Annotated in this window: 14 protein-coding genes; 4 read left to right on the top strand and 10 right to left on the bottom strand. The window is 58.5% G+C overall.

Going from position 1 to position 15,675, the window contains the following annotated elements:
• Window positions 1–3,897, bottom strand: coding sequence for an ATP-dependent RNA helicase HrpA (hrpA, locus tag OXR61_RS01820; protein WP_267410540.1), 3,897 nt, complete (start codon window positions 3,895–3,897; stop codon window positions 1–3).
• A gap of 254 nt (window positions 3,898–4,151) precedes the next feature.
• Here hrpA and azoR point away from each other — a divergent pair, with 254 nt between their 5' ends.
• On the top strand, window positions 4,152–4,751 hold the full coding sequence (gene azoR / locus OXR61_RS01825) for an FMN-dependent NADH-azoreductase (protein ID WP_021506120.1): 600 nt from the start codon (window positions 4,152–4,154) through the stop codon (window positions 4,749–4,751).
• A gap of 78 nt (window positions 4,752–4,829) precedes the next feature.
• On the opposite strand, the gene OXR61_RS01830 is transcribed toward azoR, so the two are convergent.
• From OXR61_RS01830 to OXR61_RS01840, 3 genes are read right to left on the bottom strand one after another with little or no spacing between them, the layout of a single operon-like run.
• Window positions 4,830–5,150, bottom strand: coding sequence for a YdbL family protein (locus OXR61_RS01830; protein WP_059008755.1), 321 nt, complete (start codon window positions 5,148–5,150; stop codon window positions 4,830–4,832).
• 11 nt (window positions 5,151–5,161) lie between these two features.
• Window positions 5,162–5,350, bottom strand: coding sequence for a YnbE family lipoprotein (locus tag OXR61_RS01835; RefSeq protein ID WP_010618431.1), 189 nt, complete (start codon window positions 5,348–5,350; stop codon window positions 5,162–5,164).
• Window positions 5,347–7,965, bottom strand: a complete 2,619-nt coding sequence (locus tag OXR61_RS01840) for a YdbH family protein (RefSeq protein ID WP_267410544.1) — start codon at window positions 7,963–7,965, stop codon at window positions 5,347–5,349. The genes OXR61_RS01835 and OXR61_RS01840 overlap by 4 nt, the downstream gene beginning before the upstream one ends.
• A gap of 165 nt (window positions 7,966–8,130) precedes the next feature.
• Between OXR61_RS01840 and OXR61_RS01845 the strand changes: the two genes are divergently transcribed.
• Window positions 8,131–9,123 (top strand): 2-hydroxyacid dehydrogenase, encoded by a 993-nt coding sequence (locus tag OXR61_RS01845; protein WP_059008751.1) that lies wholly within the window; start codon window positions 8,131–8,133, stop codon window positions 9,121–9,123.
• A 15-nt stretch (window positions 9,124–9,138) separates the two neighbouring features.
• Here the strand turns inward: OXR61_RS01845 and OXR61_RS01850 are convergent, their stop codons facing one another.
• On the bottom strand, window positions 9,139–9,411 hold the full coding sequence (locus OXR61_RS01850) for a DUF333 domain-containing protein (protein ID WP_021506124.1): 273 nt from the start codon (window positions 9,409–9,411) through the stop codon (window positions 9,139–9,141).
• A gap of 189 nt (window positions 9,412–9,600) precedes the next feature.
• On the opposite strand from OXR61_RS01850, the gene OXR61_RS01855 reads away from it, so the two are divergent.
• Window positions 9,601–10,257: an MgtC/SapB family protein gene (locus tag OXR61_RS01855; protein ID WP_021506125.1), complete on the top strand. Its 657-nt coding sequence runs from the start codon at window positions 9,601–9,603 to the stop codon at window positions 10,255–10,257.
• A gap of 77 nt (window positions 10,258–10,334) precedes the next feature.
• Here the strand turns inward: OXR61_RS01855 and OXR61_RS01860 are convergent, their stop codons facing one another.
• Together OXR61_RS01860 and iraP are read right to left on the bottom strand one after the other, a co-directional pair.
• On the bottom strand, window positions 10,335–10,535 hold the full coding sequence (locus tag OXR61_RS01860) for a DUF2767 family protein (protein ID WP_010618426.1): 201 nt from the start codon (window positions 10,533–10,535) through the stop codon (window positions 10,335–10,337).
• Window positions 10,536–10,681: 146 nt separating this feature from the next.
• Window positions 10,682–11,047, bottom strand: a complete 366-nt coding sequence (gene iraP, locus OXR61_RS01865; protein ID WP_010618425.1) for an anti-adapter protein IraP — start codon at window positions 11,045–11,047, stop codon at window positions 10,682–10,684.
• A gap of 325 nt (window positions 11,048–11,372) precedes the next feature.
• Between iraP and ttcA the strand changes: the two genes are divergently transcribed.
• Window positions 11,373–12,308, top strand: coding sequence for a tRNA 2-thiocytidine(32) synthetase TtcA (gene ttcA / locus OXR61_RS01870; RefSeq protein ID WP_021506126.1), 936 nt, complete (start codon window positions 11,373–11,375; stop codon window positions 12,306–12,308).
• Between the two features lie 53 nt (window positions 12,309–12,361).
• Here ttcA and OXR61_RS01875 read toward each other — a convergent pair whose 3' ends face one another.
• The 3 genes from OXR61_RS01875 to OXR61_RS01885 all read right to left on the bottom strand — a co-directional run bounded on the left by OXR61_RS01875 (window position 12,362) and on the right by OXR61_RS01885 (window position 15,548).
• The gene (locus OXR61_RS01875) at window positions 12,362–12,508 is read right to left on the bottom strand and encodes a hypothetical protein (RefSeq protein WP_021506127.1); all 147 of its coding nucleotides are present in this window, start codon (window positions 12,506–12,508) and stop codon (window positions 12,362–12,364) included.
• Window positions 12,509–12,816: 308 nt separating this feature from the next.
• On the bottom strand, window positions 12,817–13,800 hold the full coding sequence (zntB, locus tag OXR61_RS01880) for a zinc transporter ZntB (RefSeq protein ID WP_021506128.1): 984 nt from the start codon (window positions 13,798–13,800) through the stop codon (window positions 12,817–12,819).
• A 128-nt stretch (window positions 13,801–13,928) separates the two neighbouring features.
• Window positions 13,929–15,548, bottom strand: coding sequence for a peptide ABC transporter substrate-binding protein (locus OXR61_RS01885; protein WP_021506129.1), 1,620 nt, complete (start codon window positions 15,546–15,548; stop codon window positions 13,929–13,931).
• Window positions 15,549–15,675 lie beyond the last annotated feature (127 nt).

Genomic DNA, 15,675 nt, shown 5'->3' on the forward strand with positions numbered 1-15,675 from the left:
TCAGCCCAGCTGCTCCATCGCCTGCAGGATACGTTTGTCGGAGATGGGATACGGCGTGCCCAGCTGCTGCGCAAAATAACTGATGCGCAGCTCCTCCAGCATCCAGCGAATCGCCTGTACCTCTTCATCGTCCTGACGCTGCGGCGGCAGCTTGTTACGCCAGCTTTGCCACGCCTGCTCCACCGCCTGCACTTTCAGCATCCGCGCCCGATCGCTGTGTGGATCGACCGGCAGCTTCTCCAGCCGGCGCTCAATACCGTGCAGATAGCGCAGTGTGTCGCCCAGCCGCTGATAGCCGTTGCCGGTGACAAAACCGCGATACACCAGGCCGCTCAGCTGCGTTTTGATATCCGCCAGCGCCAGTGCCAGCGTCATGTCCACCCGCCCCTTGAGGAACTTGTTGATGTTGAACACGCTGGTGAGAATCTGCTCGACCTGGCTGGCGATGGTCACCACCGTGTCGTTGAGTTCGGCGCGTACTTTATCGCGCAATTGCTCGTAGTTTTCCTGCTGCCACGCCGGCCCACCGGCGTCCGCCATCAGCTTATCCACGCCGCAGGCGATACAGTCATCAATCAGCTCCAGCACTTTGCCGTACGGATTGAAATAGAGCCCGAGCTTGGCTTTGTTCGGCAGCTTCTCGTGCAGATACTTGATTGGCGAAGGAATGTTCAGCAGCAGTAACCGCCGCTGGCCGCGCCACATCATCTTCTGCTGCTCGCGTTCACTGTCAAACAGACGAATCGCGACGCTGTCTTTTTCATCCACCAGCGCCGGCCAGGCTTTGACCTGATAGTTGCCGCGCTTCTGCTCATAGTTTTGCGGCAGATCGCCGAAGCTCCACAGGTGTAATCCGCTCTGCTCCAGTCCGTCATCCGCCACCTTGGACAGCGTCTCCTGCACCTTGCCTTTCAGCACCTGCTTCAGCTGATGCAGGTCTTTGCCTTCCTGCAGCTTCCGGTTGTGCTCATCCACCACGCGGAAGGTCATTTTCAGGTGATCGGGCACCTGATCCCACTGCCAGGCGTCGCGCTCAATGGTGACGCCAGACAAGCGGCGGAACTCACGCTCCAGCGCATCCAGCAGCGGCTGCTCCAGCGCCGTCACGCGGCCAAGAAAGGCTTCAGCGTAGTTGGGTGCCGGCACAAAGTTGCGTCGCACCGGCTTGGGCAGCGACTTAATTAGTGCGATGATCAGCTCGCGGCGCACGCCGGGGATCTGCCACTCGAAGCCGGCTTCGTCGACCTGGTTGAGCAGCGGCAGCGGGATGTGCACCGTCACACCATCCGCATCGGCCCCCGGTTCGAACTGGTAGCTGAGCTTCAGTTTCAGGTTGCCCTGATACCAGAAGTTCGGGTAATCCAGCTGGCTGACCTTCTCCGCGCCGTCTTTGATCAGCATTTGCTTATCAAAGCTCAGCAGATCCGGATTGTCCTTACTGGCCTGTTTCCACCAGCTGTCAAAATGCCGCGCTGAGACCACCTCGCTGCCAATGCGGCGATCGTAAAACGCAAACAGCGTCTCGTCATCGACTAAAATGTCGCGCCGCCGCGATTTGTGCTCCAGATCCTCGATTTCATTGCGCAGTTTCAGGTTGTTGCGGAAGAAGGCGTGACGCGTCTGCCAGTCGCCCTCCACCAGCGCATGACGAATAAACAGCTCCCGGCTGAGTTGCGGATCGATGCGGCTGTAATTGACCTTGCGCGCCTGCACAATCGGCAACCCGTACAGCGTGACCTTTTCCGTCGCCATGACTGCGCCCTGCGCTTTCTCCCAGTGCGGTTCACTGTAGCTACGCTTCAGCAGATGCTGGGCCAGCTGTTCGATCCACTCCGGATCGATGCGCGCCGCAACGCGGCCCCACAGGCGGCTGGTTTCCACCAGTTCCGCCACCACGGTCCATTTAGGCGGCTTCTTAAACAGGCCGGAACCGGGGAAAATAGCAAACCGCGCATTGCGTGCGCCGGTAAACTCCTGCTTTTCCGCATCTTTCTGACCGATGTGTGACAGCAAACCGGTGAGCAGCGCGCAGTGCACTTCGTGGTACGGTGCCGGCTCGCTGTTGAGCGGCATGCCCAGTTCCCGCACCACCTGACGCAGCTGGGTGTAGATGTCCTGCCATTCGCGCACGCGCAGGTAATTGAGATAATCGCTTTTACACTGGCGGCGGAACTGGTTGCCAGACAGCGCTTTCTGCTGTTCCTGCAGGTAGTTCCACAGATTAACAAAGGCGAGAAAATCCGACTCTTTGTCAGCAAAACGCCGGTGTTTCTCGTCAGATGCCTGCTGTTTCTCCACCGGACGCTCGCGCGGATCCTGAATCGACAGCGCAGCGGCAATAATCATCACTTCGCGCACGCAGCCAAATTTCTGCGCTTCCAGCACCATGCGCGCCAGGCGCGGATCGACCGGCAGCTGCGCCAGGCTGCGCCCGGACGGCGTCAGTTTGTACGCACCTTCCTCGCTCAGGGTGATCGCGCCGAGCTCCTCCAGCAGGCGCACGCCGTCCTGAATGTTGCGCTTATCCGGCGCTTCGACAAACGGGAATGCGGCGATGTCGCCCAGTCCAAGCGCCGTCATCTGCAAAATCACCGACGCCAGGTTGGTACGCAGAATTTCCGGGTCAGTAAACGCCGGGCGGCTGAGGAAATCATCCTCCGAATAGAGGCGAATACAGATCCCTTCCGACACGCGGCCGCAGCGCCCTTTGCGCTGGTTAGCCGACGCCTGCGAGATCGGCTCGATCGGCAGACGCTGCACTTTGGTGCGGTAGCTGTAACGGCTGATGCGCGCAGTGCCGGGATCGATGACATATTTAATGCCCGGCACGGTGAGCGAGGTCTCGGCGACGTTGGTCGCCAGCACAATGCGGCGGCCGCTGTGCGCCTGGAACACCCGGTTCTGTTCGGCGTTGGACAGGCGCGCATAGAGCGGCAGAATCTCGGTGTGCGGTAAATCGCGCTTCATCAGCGCATCGGCGGTATCGCGAATTTCGCGCTCGCCGCTCATGAAGATCAGGATATCGCCGCGCCCTTCGCTGCTCAGTTCGTCAACCGCATCGAAAATTGCCTGCAGCTGATCGCGTTCGGTGTCTTCGGCATCTTCTACCACCGGACGATAGCGTACATCGACCGGATACGTGCGGCCCGAAACCTCGATTACCGGGGCATTATTGAAGTGGCGCGAAAAGCGCTGCGGATCGATGGTCGCGGAGGTGATGATCACTTTCAGATCGGGACGACGCGGCAGCAGTTCGCGCAGGTAACCCAGCAGGAAATCGATGTTCAGGCTGCGTTCGTGCGCTTCATCGATGATGATGGTGTCATACTGCAGCAGCAGACGATCCTGCTGGATTTCCGCCAGCAGAATACCGTCGGTCATCAGTTTGACCTGCGTGGTTTCGCTCACCTGATCGTTAAACCGCACCTTGTAACCGACGGTGCCGCCGGGCGTGGTCTCCAGCTCTTCGGCAATGCGGTTCGCCACGGTGCGTGCCGCCAGACGACGCGGCTGGGTATGTCCAATCAGCCCTTTCACACCGCGCCCGAGCGCCAGACAAATCTTCGGCAGCTGGGTGGTTTTACCCGAGCCGGTCTCACCGGCGACAATCACCACCTGATGATCGCGAATCGCGGCAGCGATGTCCTGCTGCTTCTGGCTGACCGGCAGATTGTCCGGAAACGTAATGCGCGGCGTCGCGGCGGCGCGCTGCGCCACGCGCTGTTCTGCCGCGGCGAACACCGGCTCCAGCTCGGCCAGAATCGCCTGCTGCGCAGCCGGATTTTTCACCTTTGCCGCACCGTGCAGACGACGCTGCAGCGCTTTGCGGTCGCGCAGCATCAGGTTATCGAGCCGCGACCAGAGTGGGGCCAGAGGTGACGTAACGGATGATGACATAGTGATGAATTACCTGTTGTTGCAGTGAGCCGGCACTTGCGGCTCGGCGCCGGGCAGAATTTTCCGGCGGATTCAATCGATTAATGCCCGCCATCTTAGCACAGATTGGAACATCTCACCTGACCGGACGTGCCGCCTTATTCAATAATTTCGAACATAGGCCTCGAAATATTGCGCTTTTACCTGCCGGACGAACTCCGTAGAGTGTAACGCATTGAGCGGTAAGCCAACCGCGTAACGTACAGGAAAATACCATGAGCAAAGTTTTAGTTCTGAAATCAAGCATCCTTGCCGGTTATTCACAGTCTAACCAGCTGGCAGACTTCTACGCTGATGAAGCCCGCGCCAAAGGCGACGAAGTCACGGTACGCGATCTGGCTGCCCAGCCGATTCCGGTACTGGACGGTGAACTGGTTGGCGCCCTGCGTCCTTCAGACGCGCCGCTGTCGCCACGTCAGCAGGACGCGCTGGCCCTGTCCGATGAACTGATTGCTGAACTGCAGGCGCACGATACCGTGGTTATCGCCGCTCCGATGTACAACTTCAACATTCCTACTCAGCTGAAAAACTACTTTGACCTGATTGCCCGTGCCGGCGTCACCTTCCGCTACACCGAAGCAGGCCCGGAAGGTCTGGTGAAAGGCAAACGTGCGGTGATCCTCTCCAGCCGTGGCGGCATTCACAAAGACACCCCGACTGATCTGCTGACCCCGTACGTGAAACTGTTCCTTGGCTTCATCGGCATCACCGACGTTGACTTCGTGTTCGCCGAAGGCATTGCTTACGGTCCGGAAGTGGCAACCAAAGCCGCCAGCGATGCCAAAGACGCCATCAAACAGATTGTTGCTGCGTAATCATCATTAAAACAATGCTATCTGTCTTGCCGGGCCTGAGTGCCCGGCTTTTTTATGCCTGCGCTGTCGTGGAAGCAGCTATTTCTGCACCCACTGGCCATTAATCCCGCGCACATATTCGCCGCTGCGGGCACGGTTAACCAGCTTCTCGCCGGCGATGCGCGCCACCTCGGCGGTGGTGAGATTGTTCTGCTGCGCCACGCGCTGATACTGCTGGCTGCGGCCTTCATTGATGCGCTTAACCAGCGCCAGCGTCTCGTCATCCTGCTGACGAGCGGCGATATAACCGCTTAGCGTTTCGCCCACGCGCCCCTGCTGGCGCGCCTGATCCAGCGTCAGTGCCCAGGCCGACGGCACCAGCAAAAACGCCAGCAACAGCGCTATCCCCTTGCGTTTCATCGGGCCTCTCCTCAAAACAGTCCGCTCTGATTCTTCAGCAGCGCTTCGACGTCTTTATCCACCTTGATGTGGATTTCATGTTCGATTTTTACGTTCATGTTGATGGTGATTGGCTCTTTGGGTGCGGCGACTTCGATGCGCGGCACACAGCCCAGCAGCGGCAGTCCCGCTGTCAGCACCAGTAATGCCCTCAGGCTCATGGTTTCGGGTCCTTGTTGGATGGCAGGGTGGCGTTTTGCTCCACCCAGGATTGCAAATTATCGCCAAAGCGCAGGCTGCGCCACAGCTGGAACAGGTTTTCCTGATGACGGTAATTAAGATTGACGGACTGGCGGCGGTTACTGAACTGGCTGGTGCCTTTCACCTCGCTTTGCAGAATCAGGTTACCGAAGTTATCCAGATCCAGCGTCGCCCACGAACGGGCAATCTCCATGTAGCGCAGCCAGTCCATCGCCGCCCCGGCGGCCACGTTATTGCTGACAATCGCATCCGCCATGTCTTTGTCCATGCGGAATGTCAGCGGGCCACTGTTAGCGATCCAGCCCTTTTCAATCAGCCAGTGCGGATTGTTCACCCACAGCGGCAATTCGCCATTCACTTTACCGGACATGGCAAACTGCTTCGGCTTGAGCGCCGTCACCAGCCGGCTGAGATCAATGTCACGCAGCGAAATCCGCGCCGGCTGATGCTGCGGTAAACGCAATGCTGGCATGCTGACGTGCCCGCCGAGCAGATCGAGATTGACGTTGCTGAGCGTCAGCGGCTGGCGCTCCTGCCACGGATAGTGGCCCTGCAGATCCGCGGTAATGTTCTGCAGCGCAAACTGGTTTTTCACTTCGGCGATGCGCAGCGACACCGGCCCGCGGCGCCCCAACTGCCACTGATGATCTTTCAGGCGGAACGGCAGGATAAAATCGATGCCGTTGATTTCGCTGTCCGGCATCCATACGCTGCCCTGTTTCACCGCCCAGAAACCGCCCGCCTCAAACCCCTGGCCGCTGACGGCGGAAAAGGCCATCTGCGCGCGCAGCTCGCCAGACTGGATACGCATCTTCAGATCGCTGCTCAGCAGCGGCTGAAAGACACTGAGCGACTGCGCCGGCCACCAGGCTTCGCCGCGCAGCCGCTCGCCGTCCCAGCGGCCGTGCACGCGCAGCGGTCCGATGTCTTCAGCGGTCAGCTGACCGCGCCACAGAAAATGCCCCGGGTCGCGCCCTTTGGCATCGAAATGCAGTTCGGACGGCGGCAGCCAGCCACCGTAGCTAAAGCGGGTCTGGCCGGAACGCAGCGCAAACCCGCCGTTAAACGCCGGCTGTGCCACATCGCGCTGCCAGCGCACCGGCGCGGTCAGCGTCAGGCGCGGCTTATCCACCTGCACCATGCCGTACGCCAGCTGATCAAACCCGGTGTTCAGCGTATCGAGACTGATCAGGGTGTCGTGCCAGCTACCGGTGCCCTTCACATCCCATTTGGCGCTAAGCGGCGCCATCACGCCTTCGCCCCAGTAACGCCAGTTCCAGCGTCCGCTGTCTGGCCAGAAGTCGCTGGCGCGTCCGTCGAGATGCAGCCTGAAGCGGCCGAAACTGGGGTCGTGCGCGTTGAGAATCGCCTGTAACCGGCCGTTGATGCCGCGCGAGGCCACGCTGACGCCGGCCAGCGGCCAGCGCGCTTCATCCACTTCCAGCGTCGAGAGTAAGCGTCCGCGCAGGCGCAGCAGTGCGCCCGGCTGCAGGCTGAGCTGCGGATCGCTGAGCATGCCATGTAGTTGTCCGGGAATGGTGCCGTACAGCTGCAGGTCGGCAAACTTGCTTTCGCCGGTTAACTGGAACGGCAGTGCGCTGTCAGTCAGGCTCAGCTTGCCCGGCCCAACACTCAGTACCAGGTTGCCTTTCCCGCCGCGTCCGGCGGTCAGTAAATTGAAGCGGCCGCGGATCTGCGTCTGTTCCAGCCCCTGCTGCCAGTCATCCAGCGTCAGCGCCACGCCGCCCGACAGCGGCTGCGACCCGAATGGCCAGCGCCAGTGACCGGCAGTGATGCGGATTTGCTGCGCATCGACCTGCCACGGCAACTGCAACAACGGCTGTGGTTCCTGTTGCTGGCGCACCACCAGTTCGCCCTGCTGCTGCTGCCAGTTGAGCGTCAGCGCCAGCGGCTGCGGCCACTGCGTCAGGTTAAGCGCACCGCTGAGCTCACCCGCCACCGGCAGGCCATCGGCAAAAGTTGGCAGCGTCAGATTGCCATGCAGTTCGACCGGTTGCGGCAGAATGGGATGGCTGAGCTGCAGCTGATCAATGTGCAGCTGCTGCCCCTGCAGGCGCGCGGCGACGCGCAGGTTGTCGCCCTGATAACGCAGCTGCTGAAGGTCTTTGTCTAAAGTCAGATCGAAGCGGCCGGCATATTGCTGCCATGGCAAAATACTGAGCTGTTGCAGATGGATATCCGCGCCGGGCAGCATCTGCTGCCACTCTGCGAGGCTGCGCGGCGCATCGCGCGTGGCACTGTGCGGCAGCGCCTGCAGGCAATCGCTGTTTAGCGCCACCTCGCGCGCATCAAGCTGCCAGCGCTGTTGCGTCCGGCCAAGCCCCACGTCCGCGACCTGCGCCAGCAGGCAGTCACCGGCCAGATAGCGCACATCAGGAAATACCAGCCGGCCCTGCTGCCAGTGCGGCGCGCCGTGTAGCTCGACGCGGGTATTTTCCGGCAGCCAGATACCTGCCAGCCGCGGCAGCCAGTGCGTCAGCGTCAGCAGCAATCCCAGCAGCAGCAGTATCAGCGCCAGTAGCGCAGCAAGTAGTCGACGGAGGCCCCGCGTCATGGCTGTTAACGTTCCTGTTCTTTACCCAATCCTGACAGAGATGATGGCATGTTACGCCCGGCAAATGAAGGCGTTACCGCTTTAGTCTGGCTGAAGAACAGCAAAATGACGCGGAAAACGTTATCCTGATGTGATACCGACGTAACATTTTTCAGGAGCGAAACAATGAAAGTTGCGGTTTACAGCACCAAGCATTACGACCAGAAATACCTCGAGCACGTTAACGAAGGCTACGGATTTGAGCTGCAGTTTTTTGACTTCCTGCTGAGCGAAACCACGGCGAAAAACGCCGCTGGCTGTGATGCGGTCTGTATCTTCGTTAACGATGACGGGAGCAAAGCGGTGCTGGAGGAGCTGGCGGCGCTGGGCGTGAAATATATCGCGCTGCGCTGTGCCGGTTTCAATAACGTCGACCTCGACGCAGCCGCCGCGCTGGGACTGCAGGTGGTACGCGTGCCCGCCTATTCGCCGGAAGCGGTGGCGGAACACGCGGTAGGCCTGATGATGACGCTCAACCGCCGCATTCACCGCGCTTACCAGCGCACGCGCGATGCCAACTTCTCGCTGGACGGCCTGACCGGTTTCAACATGCATAACAAAACCGCTGGCGTGGTCGGCACCGGCAAGATTGGTGTGGCGACAATGCGCATCCTGAAAGGTTTTGGCATGCGTCTGCTGGCGTACGATCCGTACCCCAGTGACGCCGCGCTGGCGCTCGGGGCGGAATATGTTGATTTGAAAACGCTGCTGGCGGAGTCCGATGTCATCACCCTGCACTGTCCGCTGACGCCGGAAAACCATCATCTGCTCAACGCACAGGCGTTCAGCCAGATGAAAGATGGCGTGATGATTATCAATACCAGCCGCGGTGGGCTGATTGATTCACAGGCGGCGATTGAGGCGCTGAAACAGCAGAAAATCGGCTCGCTCGGCATGGACGTGTATGAGAACGAACGCGACCTGTTTTTTGAAGACAAGTCGAATGACGTGATTCAGGACGACGTGTTCCGCCGCCTGTCGGCCTGCCACAACGTGCTGTTTACCGGCCATCAGGCCTTTCTCACCGCCGAAGCGCTGACGGCGATTTCAGAAACCACGCTCAGTAATTTACAGCAGCTGTCACGCGGGGAAACCTGTTCGAATCAGGTTAAGGCGTAAGGTTCTGCGCCTGCGTTAGCGGGCGCAGGCACCGCCGATCAGCGCCTGTTCGTCGCAGCGACGACCGTTAGCCAGCTGACACATCCCGATGCGTGAACCGTCTAACTGACGCGAGAACGCCAGCGTGCCGCCTGCGCTGTTGCAGTTGGCTTCTGCCATGGACGACATCACGACGTGCGGCTGCACGTGCGCGGCGGTGGCCTGTTGCGGCGGTTCATTGTCGCTGTTGCTGCTGCAGGCAGAGAGTAACAGCGCTGCGCCGGCCAGCAGTAAAGTTGCGGCTTTCATCGGTCGGGCTCCGGGAGTGTGAGCGGAAAAGTCGCACCAGCATATGTCAGCAGCGGTGCGCGATCGATAGGCGACACAGCTTTTTACAAAATTTAATATCGTCGTTGGCAAGCAGAATTATCCTGATTGCAGCGTTTTGCCTCTTTTCTCTGCCTGTTCATAAAAAACATCAATCAATAAGGAGGAAGGATGTTAGCCGACATGCTCATCCGCATCGCATTAGCCGGAATACTGGGCGGACTGATTGGCCTGGAGCGCCAGATGCGCGCTAAAGAAGCGGGCCTGCGCACCCACATTCTGGTCGGCATTGGCAGCGCCATGTTCATGCTGGTGTCAAAATATGGCTTTGCCGATATGCTGACTAACGACCATGTGGCGCTGGATCCCAGCCGTATTGCGGCGCAGGTGGTCAGCGGCATGGGCTTTCTTGGCGCCGGCACCATCATCATTCAAAAGCAGATTGTGAAAGGCCTGACGACCGCCGCCGGCCTGTGGGTGACCGCCGCGATTGGCCTGGTGATCGGTAGCGGCATGTACGAAATCGGTATTTACGGCACGGTGCTGGCGCTGGTGGTGCTGGAAACGTTCCGCCGAATCAGCCACTGGCTGATTGGCCGCCATCACACTCTTATCGTCCATCTCAAAGCCAAAAGCGTACCGCTGGTGTTGCTGGTACTGCAGCGCGAAAATTTGCGCTATGGCCACATCGCTGTAGTCAATCGTAACGAAGAGAGCGGCCTGTGCGAGCTGAGCGTTGAGGTGACGTTGTCACGCAGATTTCCTATGCACAGCATTTATGACAAAGTGATGGAAATCAAAGGTGTGCAGTCGCTGGAAATGGTTTGACTGCGCTGGCGCTGGCGGGTTAACCGCTGCCGTGGAGGGAAGATAAAAAGCCCGGCACTGAAGGCCGGGCGGCTGGGTTAGCAGGGTTTGAGTTGTCCAATCGCCATTTCAACAGCGCGATTGGGCGCGCCGGTTAATTCCCGATAGCGCAGTTGCAGGTTCCGCAACTCGCTGGCCAGCACCTCTTTTTCGGTAGCGGCACCGCGCTGCGCCAGTTCCAGATAGCATTGCCCCACCAGCCGGCACGCCTCCTCAAACACCATATCGTACGTTTGCATTATTCCTCTCCTCACCTTTAAAAACTAAAAAAAGCGCTGAATCCATCCTGTCAGCGCAGTGAGAAGAAATCTTTACCCAGATCAATAAATATGCAGTTACCGCTGGCAAAATGTGCGCAATGGTAGCCGACTGCGGCGCTGCGTGATTAAGACGGATCCTTTTTGTCGTCATCGCTGGCGCTGCTCACACCGGTAATACCTTCCAGCGCCTGCTGGTTGATGACATCATCGGCGCTGTCAACCGCACGCGAAATCGTCAACAGATCCTGGAACTCGCTCAGCAGAATAGCGGCGTCCGACTTAAGCATATCGTCAGCCTCGGCTGACTCAATCACCATGTTGATGGCTTTGTTGGCGCTTTCAATAACTTCAGTGACACCGCCTTTCTTACTGACGGCCAGTACCAGCGCACCGATCAGCAGCGACTGAGCCTCAACGCGCGCGGTCAACTGCTTGGTGGTGGCATCAATTTGTGAAATCTTCGCCAGCATGCTTAACACAACATTTTTCATCGCTTATTCCTCCCTGGGGAAGCAGGCAGTGTACCGCTTGCAAAATCCGCGACAAACTAAAAATTGTGAATAGCGCAACAGGTCTCTGACCGCGATCGCGCGGCGCACAGAGCGCATCACCGGCAAACCCATAAATCGTGCTGGAATTTGGCGCTGTAATCCGTACCATACGCCACAGACTTTTCCTGCTGACTGCGGTCAGCCGGCACCCATAAAGGCCAGCGCAGCGACCCGCAGCGTGCGCGGACACAGTTAATGCAGGCCTGAGCAGGGCCGCATCAACGCGACATCCGCAGCTGACCAGCGATCACCGAGACCGAAATTCATGTCTGAACATCAAGAAGTTAATAAAAAAGAGCAGTACAACCTGAACAAACTGCAGAAGCGCCTGCGCCGTAACGTCGGTGAAGCGATTGCGGATTTCAACATGATTGAGGAAGGCGATCGCATCATGGTGTGCCTGTCCGGCGGTAAAGACAGCTACACCATGCTGGAAATTCTGCGTAACCTGCAGCAGAGCGCGCCGGTCAATTTTTCGCTGGTGGCGGTGAATCTTGACCAGAAACAGCCGGGATTCCCGGCACACGTGCTGCCGGCTTACCTCGACACGCTGGGCGTGGAGTATCAGATCGTCAACGAAGACACTTATTCCATCGTTAAAGAGAAGATACCGGAAGGCAAAACCACCTGCTCGCTCTGTTCGCGCCTGCGTCGCGGTATTCTTTACCGTACCGCCACTGAACTGGGCTGCACCAAGATTGCCTTAGGTCACCACCGCGATGACATCCTGCAGACGCTGTTCCTCAACATGTTTTACGGCGGCAAAATGAAAGGCATGCCGCCAAAACTGATGAGCGACGACGGTAAACATATCGTGATTCGCCCGCTGGCCTACTGCCGCGAAAAAGATATCGTACGGTTTGCCGAAGCGCGCCAGTACCCTATCATTCCGTGCAATCTGTGTGGTTCACAGCCGAACCTGCAGCGCCAGGTGGTTGCTGATATGCTGCGTGACTGGGACAAGCGCTATCCGGGCCGCATTGAAACCATGTTCAGCGCCATGCAGAACATCGTGCCCTCGCATATGGCTGATATTAATCTGTTTGATTTCAAAGGCATTAAGCATGGTGATGCGGTGGTTGACGGCGGGGACATTGGTTTCGATCGCGAATCGCTGCCAGCGCAGCCGGTCGGCTGGCAGGCTGACGAGGACGATCAGCCGGACCTGAGCGCTCGCCTCGACGTGCTGGAAATTAAATAACGCGGTGACTTTGCAGCATAAAGGCGCGTCGCTCCGGCAACGCGCCTTTTTTATTAGCGGTGCGGTGGAGGATCGCTAATCGGCGGAAATTCAGGATCGTGCGGCGGCTCAGGCTCGGGAATGGGCTGCGGTTGCGGCACGGGTTCGGGAATCGGTGGCGGATCGGTCGGGATAGGTTCGCTGGCGTGAATCATGCGCATGCCGTTCTCCTGTTCGCTGAATGTCTGTTAAGCATAGGAAAGGATGCGGCAGCAAGCCAAACGGCAAAAAAAAAGCCGGCGGATAAGCCGGCGTCGTACGAATCAAATGTGCTATGCAGTAATTCAAAAAAAGGAAGTAAGACAATATGGAGCGCAACGCCCATCGCTTGACGTTGCATTCACCTGCGGGAGAGAGTTTGCCCCGGTTGGGCTATGCGCTTATTGATGTCGATCAGGTTTTTTCCGCTTTTCTCCCCTGCACCGCCACAATTACCCGTTCATGACCTGCAGATAACTCCGTAGTAACATCACAGCCAGTTGCGGCGTTTCAGCCACAGCGCGACCCCCAGCACCATCACCAGTAACAACCCGCAGAACATGGTAAAGCCGTGCGGCCAGCTGCCACCGGGAATGCCACCGAGATTGACGCCAAACAGCCCGGTGAGAAACGTGGCGGGCAGGAAAATCATCGCCATCAGCGACATGGTGTAAGTGCGCCGGTTCATGGATTCCGCCAGCAGCGAGGCCACTTCATCCGCCAGAATGCCGGTACGCGCCACGCCCGCATTAAGGTCATCCAGTCCGCGCCCCAGCCGGTCCGCAACATCCTGCATGCGGCGGCGATCGTCATCGCTCATCCACGGCAGTTTCTCGCTTGCCAGCCGCGCATAGACATCACGCTGCGGCGCCATATAGCGGCGCATCACGATCAGCTGTTTGCGCAGCAGCGCCAGCTCTCCGCGCGCCGGGACCTGCTGATCCATTAGCGCATCTTCCAGCGCGATAATTTTATCGTGCATCTCTTCAATAAATTCGCTGGCGTGATCGGTGAGCGCATCGCAGACGTCCACCAGCCAGCTGCCGCCGTCCACCGGGCCGTTGCCGTTTTGCAGATCGGTCAGCACTTCATCGATGGCATACACTTTGCGACGGCGGGTAGAAACAATCAGCTTGTCATTGATAAATACCCGCATCGCCACCAGCTGGTCCGGGCGCGAATCGGCGTTATGATTCACGCTGCGCAGCACGATCATAAAGCCGTCACCGAGACGCGTCACGCGCGGTCGCATGCTGTCACCGGCCAGCGCATCCCGCACCGCATCAGGGATCAGCGGCGTGTGCTGCAACCAGTCGGCGCTTTGCCGCTGGGTGTAGTTCAGATGCAGCCAGCAGTGACGCTCGCAGTTGATGACATCTTTATCTTCAATGGCGATAACGCCACCCTTGCCGTCGAACTGGCAGGCGACAATCGCATCCGACACCTGCAGCGCTTTTCCTTCAATGACGTTCACGTACTCGCCTCACTAGCAAAAACAATACGATACAGTCTAGCGCGGCGCGGGACAGTTGCAATTACCAGGGTGTGAGTAAAAATGACAGCACAACCGGGTCGTTCACCACCCTCCGTGGCGGTTCAGCGTCAGTGCTTCTCAATCCACAATTCCCGGCTGTAGGCAACGTCTTCCGGATTAGTGATGGGATAGCCCTTAACCCATGGCTTGATCAGCCGCCCGTTGGTGTACTGGTAGATCGGCGCAATCGGCGCCTGGTCAGCGATGATCTGCTCGGCTTTGTTGTAATCGGCATTGCGCGCCGCCACGCTGGTTTCATTGCTGGCCTTACTGAGCACCGCATCATATTCCGCGTTACTGAAGCGGGAAATATTACCGCTGTGGCTGGCGGTCAGCAGGCTGAGGAAGGTCGACGGCTCATTGTAATCGCCCACCCACGAAGCGCGAATCACATCGAAATTACCGCTGTTGCGGCTGTCGATATAGGTTTTCCACTCCTGGTTCTGCAATGTCACGTCAACGCCGAGATTCTTTTTCCACATCGAGGCCACCGCAATCGCAATTTTCTGGTGACTTTCAGAGGTGTTATACAGCAGCGTCAGGTGCAGCGGTTTAGCCGGGCCGTAACCGGCGGCGGTCAGCAGGGCTTTGGCCTGCGCATTCAGTTCCTGCTGGCTGTGCTGCTGCAGATAGCTCTGCTGCGGCGTAAAGCCGGCGGTGACGTCCGGTGTGAAGTGCCAGGCCGGTTTCTCGCCGGTGCCCAGCACTTTTTCCGCGATAATGCGGCGGTCAATGCTCCATGACAGCGCCTTACGCACCCGCACATCCGCCGTCGGCCCTTTCTGCGTATTAAACGCGTAATAGTAGGTGCCAAGCTGATCCGGCGTATACACCTGCCCCGGCAGCTCTTTTTTCAGCAGCCCGTACATATTTTTTGGGAAGGATTCCGTGATATCGATATCCCCGGCGCGGTAACGCTTGGTGGCGCTGGATTCTTCATTGATGGGAATAAAGGTCACTTTCGTCAGTACCGAATGGGCGTTATCCCAGTAGTGCGGGTTGCGCACCAGCACAATCTTTTCGTTAACCACGCGCTCCTGCAATTGATAAGCGCCATTGCCCACCAGTTTACCCGGCGCAGTCCAGCCATCGCCGTTTTGCGCGATGACCTTTTGCGGCACCGGGAACATCGCCACGTTAGCCACCATGCTGGGGAACCACGGCAGCGGACGTGACAACGTCACCTTCAGGTGCGTTTCATCGGTCGCCACCACGCCCAGCTTGTCCGGGCTCATCTGCCCTTTGGTGATGGCTTCAGCATTCTCAATGCCGCTCAGCGCAGCAAACCAGGCGAAAGGCGAGCTATTTTTGGGATCCACCAGACGTTGCCAGCTATAGACAAAATCCTGTGCGGTCACCGGTTCACCGCTGGACCAGCGCGCATCTTTGCGCAGCGTGAACAGCCAGGTTTTGTTGTCATTGCTGCTCCAGCTCTGCGCAACGCCCGGCACGATTTTGCCCTGCGCGTCCTGGTTGGTCAGCCCTTCAAACAGATCGCGCAGCACCTGAATCTCCGGCAGACCGACCGCTTTGAGCGGATCAAGCGAGGCCGGTTCATCTTTGATATGGCGGACGATTTCCTGGCTGCTGGCCAATTGCGCCCCGGCTGGCACACTGGCGGCATAGGCGGATGAGAGAGCGCTGCTGATGATGAGCGCGGCCAGCGTGGTGCGGAAAGTTAGTTTCATCACGACTCCTTGACCCGAAAAAAGGGCGACGGCCAAACCAATGCGTCGCCAGCAACTTTTCGCACTTTATCGCAAATCGCTGATTGATAAATAGCTATTTCCCCGTCTGCTGTTTACCGTTATGTTG

Source organism: Pantoea sp. GM_Pan_4 (assembly GCF_026541005.1).
Lineage (GTDB): Bacteria > Pseudomonadota > Gammaproteobacteria > Enterobacterales > Enterobacteriaceae > Pantoea > Pantoea dispersa.